Genomic DNA, 11251 nt, shown 5'->3' on the forward strand with positions numbered 1-11251 from the left:
GCTCACCCTAAGTGACGCCTCAGCCGATCGCCGCACGCACCGCCCGCACCAGCGCCTGGGCCCGCGGGTCGGCCGTGACACCCTTGCGCATGCCGTTGGTGACGTAGCCGAGGGAGACGCCCGACTCCGGGTCGGCGAAGCCGAGGGAGCCGCCGCGGCCGGGGTGCCCGAAGGATCCAGGGGACAGCAGCGGCGACGCCGGGCCGTGCAGCATGTAGCCGAGGCCGAAGCGGGTGCCGACCACCAGGACCCGGTCCGGGCCGGCGGATTCCTCGGTGCGGGCCATGGCGAGCGTCGCGGGGGCGAAGAGCCGGTGGCCGTCGACGGGTCCGAGCGTCGCCGCGTAGAAGCGGGCCAGCGCGCGGGCGGTGGACACGCCCGCCGAGGCGGGGAGTTCCGCGGCGCGGTAGGCCGGGTCGTTCTCGTCGGGGGCGGGGGCGATCGCGCCGAAGGCGCGGCGGGTGAGGGAGTCGGGGTCGCGGTAGGCCTCGGCGACCGAGCGCTTGGGGCGCAGCTTGAGGGCGCCGCCGCCGGCGGGCTCCTCGACCGGTCCGAGCCGGCCCACGCGGTGGGCCTCCTCCGCGGGCAGGCCGATCCACAGGTCCAGGCCGAGCGGGCGGGCGATCTCCTCGGCGACCCAGCGGCCCAGGGAGCGGCCGGTCACGCGCTGGACGAGGGCGCTCAGCAGGAAGCCGTACGTCTGGGCGTGGTAGCCGTGGTCGGTGCCCGGCTCCCAGGCGGGTGCCTGGGCTGCGACGGCCGCGGCGGCCGTCCCGGCGTCCGCGGCCTCGGCGAGGCTCAGCGGGCGGTCGAGGACCGGGACGCCGGCCTGGTGCGACAGCAGGTGGCGCACGAGCGTCCGTTCCTTGCCGGCCGCCTTGAACTCCGGCCAGTACGTGCCGACGGGGGCGTCCAGGTCGAGCTGCCCGCGCTGGTGGAGCAGCAGCGGTACGGCGGCGGCGACGCCCTTCGTGGCGGAGCGCACGACCTGGGCGGTGTCCACGGCCCAGGGGGCCGTGCCGTCCACGTCCCGGGTGCCCGCCCACAGGTCGACCACCTTGCGGCCGTCGCGGTAGACCGCGACCGCCGCGCCCCGCTCGCCGCGCTGTTCGAAGTTGCGGACGAACGCGTCCTTGACCGGCTCGAAGCCCGCCTGCACCGTGCCCTGGACGTCCACGCCCCACGCTCCCTTACGCGATCGACCCCTCGGCCTGTCGGTCCCCATGGTGCAACGCGCTAGCGGGAGGCCGGATTCCGGGTCGGGGTAGCGGTGGGGTCGAAGCCGAACGGCAGCTCCAGGCGGTGCCGCCGCATCAGCTCCTCGTCGGCCAGCAGCTCGCGTGTCGGGGCGTCCGCCGCGATGACCCCCTCGCTCAGGACGACCGAGCGGGGGCACAGCTCCAGGGCGTACGGCAGGTCGTGCGTCACCATCAGCACGGTGACGTCCAAGGAGCGCAGGATGTCGGCCAGTTCGCGGCGCGAGGCCGGGTCGAGGTTGGACGACGGCTCGTCCAGGACCAGGATCTCCGGCTCCATCGCCAGGACGGTCGCCACCGCCACGCGCCGCCGCTGCCCGAACGACAGGTGGTGCGGGGGCCGGTCCGCGTACGCCTCCATGCCCACCCGGGCGAGGGCCTTCATGACGACGGCCTCCAGCTCGGCGCCGCGCACCCCGGCCGCCGCCGGGCCGAAGGCGACGTCCTCGCGGACGGTCGGCATGAACAGCTGGTCGTCGGGGTCCTGGAAGACGATGCCGACCTTGCGGCGGATCTCCGCGAGGTCGGCCTTGGCGACCGGGAGCCCGGCGACCTCGACCGTGCCCACGCCGCCGCCCAGGATGCCGTTGAGGTGCAGCACCAGGGTGGTCTTGCCGGCGCCGTTGGGGCCGAGCAGCGCGACGCGCTCCCCGCGTTCCACGGTGAGGTCGACGCCGAAGAGCGCCTGGTGGCCGTCGGGGTAGGCGTACGCCAGGCCGCGCACCGCCAGCGAGGGGACGAAACCGAGACTCATAGGGTCCATCCCAGCAGACAGACGGCGAGGGCCGTGAGGGGGAGGGCGGCCGCCGCGGCCCACTGGGCGCGCGAGGCGGTGACCTCGTCGATGACCGGCATGGTCCCGGTGTAGCCGCGGCTGACCATGGCGAGGTGGACGCGTTCGCCGCGCTCGTAGGAGCGGATGAACAGGGCGCCGGCCGACTTCGCGAGGACGCCCCAGTGGCGTACGCCCCTCGCCTCGAAGCCGCGGGAGCGGCGGGCGACGGACATGCGCCGCATCTCGTCGGTGATCACGTCGCCGTACCGGATCATGAAGGAGGCGATCTGGACGAGCAGCGGCGGCAGCTTCAGGCGCTGGAGGCCCAGCAGCAGGGCGCGCAGCTCGGTGGTGGCGGCGAGCAGGACCGAGGCGGCGACGCCGAGGGTGCCCTTGGCCAGGACGTTCCAGGCGTCCCACAGGCCGGGGACGGAGACGGGGACACCCAGCAGATGGGTCTGCTCGCCCGGCACCACGAACGGCATCAGGAACGCGAACGCGACGAACGGCACCTCGATCACGAGCCGGCGCAGCAGGAAGCCCGGCGGGACGCGGGACACCGTCGCGACGGCGCCGAGCAGGGCGGCGTGGAGGGCGAAGGCCCAGACCGCCTCGCGCGGGGTGGAGACCACGACCACGACGAAGCCGAGGACGGCGGCGAGCTTGCAGTGCGGGGGCAGCGCGTGCACGGGCGAGTGCCCGTGCCGGTAGAGCTTGTGGCTGTGGCCCGCGCCCATGTCAGGCGGACTCCCGGGCGGCGGGCGCGCCGGTTCCCGCACGGCGCCGGCGCACGGCCCAGAGCACTCCCGTGCCCACCACGGCCGTGACGCCGACGCCGACGGTGCCCGCCAGCCCCCCGGACAAGCGGGCGTCCGTGATGCCGCTGACGCCGTAGTCGGCGAGCGGCGAACCGGCGGCGGCGTGCTCCTCCGCCGTGCGGTCGATGCCCTGGTCGGCGGCGACCTTCTCCAGGCCGTCGGGGCTGGCGGAGGCGTAGAAGGAGACGAAGCCGGCCAGCACGACGGAGGCGGCCAGGCCGGCGGCCCAGAATTTCCGTGCCGGGCGGACGGGCCCGCCGGCCGGCGCGGGCGTCGCGGCGGGGCCGTCGACCAGCTCGCCGCCGACGCGCAGCTTGAGCGGCGCGGTCAGGCTGCGGGCGCCGTGCACCAGGTCGGGGCGGACGGCGATGACGGCGCCGACGGTCGCCGTGGTGATGACCGCCTCGCCGATCCCGATGAGGACGTGGACGCCGAGCATGGCGGTGAGGACCTTGCCGACGGGTACGTCGGTGGTGCCGCCCATGGCGTACATCACGGTGAACGCGGCGGCCGCGGCGGGTACGGAGACCAGTGCGGCGACGAACGAGGCGACGGTCACCGAACGGCGGGTGCGCGGCAGGACGCGGACCAGTCCGCGGAAGAGGCCGTACGCGGTGAGGACGGTGACGGCGCCCATGACGGTGATGTTCACGCCGAGGGCGGTGAGGCCGCCGTCCGCGAACAGGACGCCCTGCATGAGCAGGACGACGGCGATCACCAGGACGCCGGTGTACGGACCGACGAGTATCGCGGCGAGCGCGCCGCCGAGGAGGTGTCCGCTGGTGCCGGCGGCGACCGGGAAGTTCAGCATCTGCACGGCGAAGATGAACGCCGCGACCAGGCCGGCGAGCGGGGCGGCCCGCTCGTCGAGTTCCTTGCGCGCCCCGCGCAGGCCGACGGCGACCGCGCCGGCGGCGACGAGACCGGCGGCCGCGGAGACGGGCGCGTTGATGAATCCGTCGGGGACATGCATGCGGCGACCACTTTCGGACAGGCGGCTGATCCGTTCGATGATGAGCCCTGTTGCGAAGAGGTTGCAAGAGCGCAGAGGTCACAGAACGAGCCGGGGCGCACGCCGCCGATAAGTGGGACATTAGAGACAACTGCGTCATATGTGAGGAGTGGGACGATGCCCCCCGATGAGGATGGTGCCTACGTCGAAGTCCATGCCAAGGGCCTGATCGTCAACGACGGCCCGCTCTCCCGGCCCGTCCCCGTCGCCCTGCGGTACGACCCGGGCGCCGAGCCCACCATGGTGCGCCTCGACTTCCCGGGCGGGACCTCGTGGGTCTTCCCCCGCACCCTGCTGGAGGCCGGGCTGCGCGCGCCCGCCCGGCGCGGCGACATGGGCGTGTGGCCGTGCGGCCGGGTGCAGACCGTGGTGGAGCTGCACTCCTCCGGTGGCGTCGCGATGGTGCAGTTCGACTCGTCGGTGCTGCTGCGCTTCCTGCGCAGCACGTACGCCGTCACCGCGTCGTCCGTGACGCGGTGACGGCGTGACCGGCGGGCCGGTCAGACCCGGGTGAGCTCCCGCTCGTCCTCCTCGGGCGCCCCGGCACCCGGCGTCCTGCTCAGGGCCTCGCCCTCGACGTCGACGTCGGGCAGGACCCGGTCGAGCCAGCGCGGCAGCCACCAGGCGGTGCGGCCGAGCAGGGCCAGGACCGCCGGGACGATCGCCATGCGGACGATGAAGGCGTCGAAGAAGACGGCGACGGCGAGCCCGAAGCCGATCATCTTGACCATCTGCTCGCTCGAGCCGATGAAGCCCGCGAAGACCGCGATCATGATCACTGCGGCCGCGGTCACCACCCGCGCCCCGTGCCGGAAACCGGTCACGACGGCCTGGCCGGGCCGCTCGCCGTGCACGTACGCCTCGCGCATCCGGGTGACGAGGAAGACCTCGTAGTCCATGGCCAGACCGAAGACCACGCCCACCATGAAGATCGGCATCATGCTCATGATCGGGCCGGTCTGCTCGACGCCGAAGAGCGAGCCGAGCCAGCCCCACTGGAAGACCGCGACGACCGCGCCGAGGGCGGCCACCACGGAGAGCAGGAAGCCCAGCGCCGCCTTCAGCGGGACGAGGACGGACCGGAAGACCACCATGAGCAGCAGGAAGGCGAGGCCGACGACGAGCGCCAGGTAGGGCAGCAGCGCGTCGTTCATCTTCTGCGAGAAGTCGATGTTCATCGCGGTGGCGCCGGTGACCAGCACGTCGTCCCCGGTGGTGTCCCGGATGTCGTGCACCAGCTCCTCGGTGCCGGCCGAGGAGGGCCGGCCCTCCGGTACGACGGTGATGATCGCGGTGTCGCCGGCCTTGTTGGGCGTGGCCGGGGTGACGGCGGCGACGCCGTCCAGGTCCCGGATCTGCTCGGCCGTGCGGCCGGCGGCGGCCCGGTCGCCGTCGACGACGACCATCAGCGGGCCGTTGGAGCCGGGCCCGAAGCCGTCCGACAGCAGGTCGTAGGCGCGGCGCTGGGTGGTGGATGTGGGCTGTGCGCCGTCGTCGGGCAGGCCCATCTCCAGCGAGGCGGCGGGCACCGCGACGGCACCGAGGCCGATCACGCCGACCAGCAGCACGACGAGCGGGCGGCGCAGCACGAACCGGGCCCAGCGGGTGCCCATGTTGGGCTTGTTCTCCCGCGGGGCCTGCGGGGCCTTGCGGGCCTTGCGGCCGACCACGCGCCCGCCGGCGTAGCCCAGCAGGGCGGGGATGAAGGTGAGGGCGATGAGCACGGCGATCAGCACGGTGCCGGCCGCGGCGAGGCCCATCTTGGTCAGCATGGGGATGTTCACGACGGCCAGCCCGGCCAGCGCGATGACCACGGTGAGCCCGGCGAAGACCACCGCGGAGCCCGCGGTGCCCACGGCCCGCCCGGCCGCCTCCTCGCGCTCGCGGCCCTCGGCGAGCTCGGCGCGGTAGCGGGAGACGATGAACAGCGCGTAGTCGATGCCGACGGCGAGGCCGATCATCATCGCCAGCGTGGAGGTGGTGGACCCGAGGTCGAGCGTGCTCGCCAGCGCCGTGATGGCGGAGACGCCGATGCCGACGCCGATGAGCGCGGTCAGCAGCGGCAGCCCGGCGGCGACCAGGGAACCGAAGGTGATGACGAGGACCACACCGGCCACGATCACGCCGATGATCTCGCCGGCGCCGGTCTCGGGCACGGTCTGCAGCGCGTCACCGCCGATCTCGACGGTCAGGCCGCTCTCCCGGGCCTCCGCGCCGGTGTCCCGGAGCGCCTCGCGGGTGGCGTCGGTCAGTTCCATGCCGCTGACCTTGTAGGACACCTGGATGTAGGCGGTCGAGCCGTCCGGGGAGACCGCCTTGACGGCGTAGGGGTCGGTGACCGAGGCGACCTGGTCGGAACCGGACCGCAGCGCGTCGACGGCCTTGCCGACGGCGGCCTTGTTGCCGGGGTCGGTCATCCTGCCGCCGTCGGGTGCCTTGAAGACGACCCGGGCGGTGGCGCCGTCGGCACCGGCGCCCGGGAAGCGCTCTTCGAGCAGGTCGAAGGCCTTCTGGGCCTCCGTGCCGGGTATCGAGAAGGAGCTGGAGGTCGCGGCGGGCGCGGATGCGGCGCCGACGCCGGCGAGCGCCAGCAGGGCTATCCAGATCAGGGTCACGACATGGCGTCGCCGGTAGGCGAGGCGGCCGAGTCGGTTCAGGAAGGTGGCCACGGGTGCGTACTCCCGGAGGTGTGGGCGGACAGGGGCAGGGGAGTCGGCCCGACAGCGCGAGCGGTACGTGTCAGGTGGAGCGTGTGGAACGGGTCAGACGCCGAGGGCGGGGAACAGCACGGCGTCGAGGTAGGCGGTGAGGAACGCCTGGTCTACCGGCCGGTCGTCGACCAGCGGGCGGGCCACGAAGGCACCGATCAGCATGTGCGGGACGAGCCGCAGCGCCGGGTTGTCCGCGGCGACCTCGCCGCGGTCGACCGCGCGCCGCAGGACCCGGTCCATGCCCGTCATCTCGGGTTCGATGAGGAGCTCGCGCAGCGCCTGCAGCAGGTCGGGGTTGTCGTGGACGGCATGGGCGAGGCCCCGCATCAGCGCGGAGTCCCGCTCCATCTGGCAGTCGTCGGAACGCATGAGCATCTCGTGGAAGTCGCCGCGCAGCGAGCCGGTGTCGATCTCGTCGAGGCGCACCGGCTTGGTGTGCCGCAGCGCCCGGGCGACCAGCTGCGGCTTGCTCCCCCACTGGCGGTAGAGGGTGGCCTTGCTGGAGTGCGTGCGGGCCGCGACGGCGTCCATGGTGAGGGCGTCGTACCCGACCTCGCGCAGCAGGTCGAGGACGGCTTCGTACAGCTCGGACTCGCGTTCCGGGGTGAGCCTGCTGCGTGCCACGGTCCTCGTCCTCCATCGAGACGAAACGGTTTCGTACACCTCGTACGGTACCCCGGGGCATGAGCGAAACGAAACCGTTTCGTACGTGTCGCACCTCACGGGAACACGCGGTCGAGTTGCCGGTGCCCCCGGGCGCGGAAAGCATGGCTGTGTGAGCAGCGACGGCGCGTACCTCCGGTATCCCCACCTCCACCAGGACCTGCTGTGCTTCGCGGCCGAGGACGACGTGTGGCTCGCCCCGCTCGTCCCCGAGGGCGAGCCGCCGGGCCGGGCCTGGCGGCTCACCGTCGACCGGACCCGGGTCGGGCACCCGCGCTTCTCGCCGGACGGGCGGCACATCGCGTACACGAACTGGCGCAGCCTGGACCCGGAGGTCCACCTCGCCCCGGTCGACGGCGGGCCCGCGCGGCGGCTGACCTACTGGGGGTCCCTCGACACGCGCGTGTGCGGCTGGACACCCGAGGGCGACATCCTGGCGGTGGCCTCCCACGGCCAGCCGTTCTCGCACTTCTCCTGGGCGTACAAGGTCCCCACCGACGGCTCGCCGGGCCAGCGGCTGCCCTGGGGGCCGGTCTCCGACATCGCCGTCGCGGACGTCGGCGGGCAGCACCGCACCCTGCTGCTCACCGGCAAGCCGCCGCACGAGCCGGCCGCCTGGAAGCGGTACCGGGGCGGGGCCACGGGACGGCTGTGGCTGCACGGGGAGCGGCTCCTGCCGGACCTCGGCGGCCACCTGGACTGCGCGATGTTCGTGGACGGCAGGATCGCGTTCCTCTCCGACCACGAGGGCGTCGGCAACCTCTACTCGTGCCTGCCCGACGGCTCGGACCTGCGCCGGCACACCGACCACGACGCCTTCTACGCCCGGCACGCCTCCTCGGACGGGCGGCGGGTGGTGTACCAGTGCGCGGGCGACCTGTGGATCGTCGACGCCCTGACGCCCGACTCGGTACCGCGCAGGCTCCCGGTGCGGCTCGGCGGGCCGCGCACCGGGCGGCGGCGGTACCAGGTGCCGGCGGCGACCCATGTGAACGCGGTCGCGGTCGACGAGACGGGGCGGGCGAGCGCCGTCTGCGTACGGGGCAGCCTGTACTGGCTGACGCACCGCGACGGGCCGTCGCGGGTGATCACCGACACGCCCGGGGTGCGCGTGCGGGTGCCGGTGATGCTGGGCGGCAGCGGCCGGGTCGCGTACGTCACGGACGCGGAGGGCGAGGAGGCGATCGAGATCGCCCACCTGCCGCGGGCGAGCGGCGACCGCGAGCCGCGGCGGATGGCGGGCGGCGGCCTCGGGCACGTCCTGGAGATGGTGGCCGACGCGGACGGCGAGCGGCTCGCGATCGCCTCCCAGGACGGCCGGCTGCTGCTGCTCGACGTGACCGAGGAGTCGACCGGGGAGGTCAGCGAGCTGGCCCGGTCCCTCAACGGGCCCGTGCGCGACCTGGCGTTCTCCCCCGACGGCGCGTGGCTCACCTGGTCGCACCCCGGGATCGGCCGGTCGCTCCGGCAGATCAAGATCGCCCGGATCAAGGACCGGACGATCGTGGACGTCACCAACGGCCGCTTCGAGGACGAGAGCCCGGTCTTCACGCGCGACGGCCGCTACCTCGCCTTCCTCTCCTGGCGGGGCTTCGACCCGGTGTACGACGTCCACACCGGCGACCTGTCGTTCCCGCTGGGCTGCCGCCCCTACCTGGTCCCCCTGGCCTCCACGACGCCGTCGCCCTTCGCCCTCTCGCCGGAGGGCAGGCCCGCGGCGGGCGGGCTGGACCCGGCGGACGACGAGGCCGGTGACGGCACGGTGGTCGTCGAGTTCGAAGGGCTGGAGAACCGGGTGACGCCGTTCCCGGTCGCCGCGTCCAAGTACTCGTCGCTGGCCCCGGTGAGCGGCGGCGGCCTGGTGTGGCTGCGCTGGCCGATCTCGGGCGCGCTGGGCGAGACGTTCGTGAACCCGGCCGACACCTCCGGGCGGCCCACCCTCGAACACTTCAGCCTCACCAAGGCCAGGAAGGCCGAACTCGTCGACAACCTCGACTGGTTCGCCGTGAGCGGCGACGGCACGCGGCTCGTCGTGGTCGACGAGGGCGAGCTGCGGGCGGTCCCGGCCACCGAGGCCGGCGACAGCGACAGCACGGTGTACGTCGACGCGCGGCGGATCCAGCACGAGGTGGATCCGGGCGCGGAGTGGCGGCAGGCGTACGACGAGGCGGGGCGGATCATCCGCGCGTACTTCTGGGACCCGGGCATGAGCGGCATCGACTGGCAGGAGGTCCTGGACCAGTACCGCCCGCTGGTCGAACGGGTCGCCTCGCCCGACGAGTTCGCCGACCTCCTGCGCGAGGTCCTCGGCGAACTGGGCACCTCGCACGCCTACGTGACGCCCGCGCGCCGCAACGAGGGGCCGCCGCACTACCAGCGCGCCATCGGGCTGCTCGGCGCCAACTTCGCGTGCCGCGAGGGCCGGTGGACGGTCCAGCGCATCCTGCCGGGCGAGTCGTCCGACTCCAAGGCCCGCTCCCCGCTGGCCGGTACCGGCATCAGGGAGGGGGCGGTCCTCACCCACGTGGACGGCCGCCCGGTCGACCCGGTCACGGGCCCCTACCCCCTCCTGGCCGCGGCCGGCGGCACCACCGTCGAGCTGACCTTCCAGCCGGCCGAGGGCGAGGGCCGATCCCGCCGCGTGGCCGTCGTCCCCCTCATCGACGAACGGCCGCTGCGCTACCAGGACTGGGTCGCCAAGCGCCGCGACGTCGTGCGGGAGCTGAGCGGCGGCAAGTGCGGCTACCTCCACATCCCGGACATGGGCGGCTCGGGCTGGGCCCAGTTCAACCGCGACCTGCGGCTGGAGATGTCCCGCCCCGCCCTGATCGTGGACGTACGCGGCAACGCCGGCGGCCACATCAGCGAGCTCGTCGTGGAGAAGCTCACCCGCAAGATCCTCGGCTGGGACCTCACCCGGGGCGCGCAGCCCGTCTCGTACGCCTCCAACGCGCCGCGCGGCCCGATCGTGGCGCTCGCGGACGAGGCGACCTCGTCGGACGGCGACATGATCACGGCGGCGTTCAAACTCCTCGGCCTGGGCCCGGTGGTGGGCCAGCGCACGTGGGGCGGTGTCGTCGGCATGACCGGCCGCCACCGGCTGGGCGACGGCACGGTGATCACGGTGCCGATGAACGCGGCCTGGTTCGACGAGTACGGCTGGTCCATCGAGAACCACGGCGTCGCACCGGACATCGAGATCCTGCGCACCCCGCTGGACTGGGCGGAGGGCCGCCACCGCCAGCTCGCGGACGCGGTGGAGGTCGCGCTGAAGCTCCTGGCCGAACACCCGGCGGCCCGCCCGCCGGACTACTCCCAGGTCCCCTCACTGCGCCGCCCCCCGCTGCCACCCCGCGGCTGAGGGGCCGCCCCGCGACCGGGCAGGGGAACCCTGACAACCCGCACCCGCCCGCCGGAAGTTGCCCGACCGGCCCGTGGACGGGCCCCGCCACGTGAGGGGGACGGGGGCGGAACGTGGGGGGTGGCCGGACGTAAAACGACTGAACTCGCGCGAAGCGCGGTGAACGGGAGTCCGGCCGCCCCCCACCGGAGCCCCCGGCCCCCGTCGCGCCCCTCCGGCCCAAGCCGACACCTCCCCCGCGTACCGCGCGCCCCAAGCCGACGCCCCCGCACAGCAGGGGCCGCGGCCGGCGCACGCAGAAGCAGGGCGCACCCGGCGTCCCGGGTGCGCCCCGCGCGGTCACGCGCCGCTACGCGTCGACGTCATGCGTCAGACGTCGTAGCTGCGGTCCGTCCGCTCGCGCATCGTCTGCGCGTCCTCGTCCATGCCCTGCCGGCGCTCGTCGCGCTGCGGACGGCCCTTCTGCGTGCGCTGCTGCGCCTCGCGCTTCGCGTCCTGCGCCCGCTGCTTGGCCTGGTCCTTGAGTTCCTGCGACTTGTCCTTGAACTGGTCTGCGATACCCATCGAGTTCACTCCTGAAAGTGGTGGGGTGCGGGGGCCATGTTCGGCCCCCGGCCTCGACCAGCGTGGCATGGCCAGACATACCGCGCATTTC

Annotated in this window: 9 protein-coding genes; 2 read left to right on the forward strand and 7 right to left on the reverse strand. The window is 73.7% G+C overall.

Annotated elements, in window-relative coordinates; all coding sequences use genetic code 11:
- Positions 1-19: 19 nt before the first annotated feature.
- Genes ACIA79_RS05260 through ACIA79_RS05275 form a run of 4 tightly spaced genes read right to left on the reverse strand, consistent with a single transcriptional unit; the run spans position 20 to position 3822 of the window.
- Positions 20-1177: a serine hydrolase domain-containing protein gene (locus ACIA79_RS05260; RefSeq protein ID WP_399426797.1), complete on the reverse strand. Its 1158-nt coding sequence runs from the start codon at positions 1175-1177 to the stop codon at positions 20-22.
- A gap of 59 nt (positions 1178-1236) precedes the next feature.
- The gene (locus ACIA79_RS05265) at positions 1237-2010 is read right to left on the reverse strand and encodes an energy-coupling factor ABC transporter ATP-binding protein (RefSeq protein ID WP_399426798.1); all 774 of its coding nucleotides are present in this window, start codon (positions 2008-2010) and stop codon (positions 1237-1239) included.
- Positions 2007-2768 (reverse strand): cobalt ECF transporter T component CbiQ, encoded by a 762-nt coding sequence (gene cbiQ / locus ACIA79_RS05270; RefSeq protein ID WP_399426799.1) that lies wholly within the window; start codon positions 2766-2768, stop codon positions 2007-2009. Before cbiQ ends, ACIA79_RS05265 begins: the two co-directional genes overlap by 4 nt.
- A 1-nt stretch (position 2769) precedes the next feature.
- Entirely contained in the window at positions 2770-3822 is a 1053-nt protein-coding gene (locus ACIA79_RS05275; RefSeq protein ID WP_399426800.1) for an energy-coupling factor ABC transporter permease, read from the reverse strand.
- A gap of 156 nt (positions 3823-3978) precedes the next feature.
- Between ACIA79_RS05275 and ACIA79_RS05280 the strand changes: the two genes are divergently transcribed.
- Positions 3979-4341 (forward strand): SsgA family sporulation/cell division regulator, encoded by a 363-nt coding sequence (locus ACIA79_RS05280; protein ID WP_399426801.1) that lies wholly within the window; start codon positions 3979-3981, stop codon positions 4339-4341.
- A gap of 20 nt (positions 4342-4361) precedes the next feature.
- Here ACIA79_RS05280 and ACIA79_RS05285 read toward each other — a convergent pair whose 3' ends face one another.
- On the reverse strand, positions 4362-6530 hold the full coding sequence (locus tag ACIA79_RS05285) for an MMPL family transporter (RefSeq protein ID WP_399426802.1): 2169 nt from the start codon (positions 6528-6530) through the stop codon (positions 4362-4364).
- Between the two features lie 93 nt (positions 6531-6623).
- Positions 6624-7196, reverse strand: a complete 573-nt coding sequence (locus ACIA79_RS05290; RefSeq protein WP_399426803.1) for a TetR/AcrR family transcriptional regulator — start codon at positions 7194-7196, stop codon at positions 6624-6626.
- A gap of 151 nt (positions 7197-7347) precedes the next feature.
- Here ACIA79_RS05290 and ACIA79_RS05295 point away from each other — a divergent pair, with 151 nt between their 5' ends.
- Positions 7348-10596, forward strand: a complete 3249-nt coding sequence (locus ACIA79_RS05295) for a S41 family peptidase (RefSeq protein ID WP_399426804.1) — start codon at positions 7348-7350, stop codon at positions 10594-10596.
- A 369-nt stretch (positions 10597-10965) separates the two neighbouring features.
- Here the strand turns inward: ACIA79_RS05295 and ACIA79_RS05300 are convergent, their stop codons facing one another.
- Complete coding sequence (locus tag ACIA79_RS05300) at positions 10966-11160, reverse strand: hypothetical protein (RefSeq protein WP_399426805.1); 195 nt, start codon at positions 11158-11160, stop codon at positions 10966-10968.
- Positions 11161-11251: the final 91 nt, after the last annotated feature.

The sequence above is a fragment of the Streptomyces sp. NPDC051310 genome, assembly GCF_044455245.1.
Classification (GTDB): Bacteria; Actinomycetota; Actinomycetes; order Streptomycetales; family Streptomycetaceae; genus Streptomyces.

Excerpts from the sequence above, each read along its gene's own strand:
- ACIA79_RS05280 (WP_399426801.1), top strand. The coding sequence starts at position 3,979 with ATGCCCCCCGATGAGGATGGTGCCTACGTCGAAGTCCATGCCAAGGGC.
- ACIA79_RS05300 (WP_399426805.1), bottom strand. The coding sequence starts at position 11,160 with ATGGGTATCGCAGACCAGTTCAAGGACAAGTCGCAGGAACTCAAGGAC.
- ACIA79_RS05275 (WP_399426800.1), bottom strand. The coding sequence starts at position 3,822 with ATGCATGTCCCCGACGGATTCATCAACGCGCCCGTCTCCGCGGCCGCC.
- cbiQ (WP_399426799.1), bottom strand. The coding sequence starts at position 2,768 with ATGGGCGCGGGCCACAGCCACAAGCTCTACCGGCACGGGCACTCGCCC.
- ACIA79_RS05265 (WP_399426798.1), bottom strand. The coding sequence starts at position 2,010 with ATGAGTCTCGGTTTCGTCCCCTCGCTGGCGGTGCGCGGCCTGGCGTAC.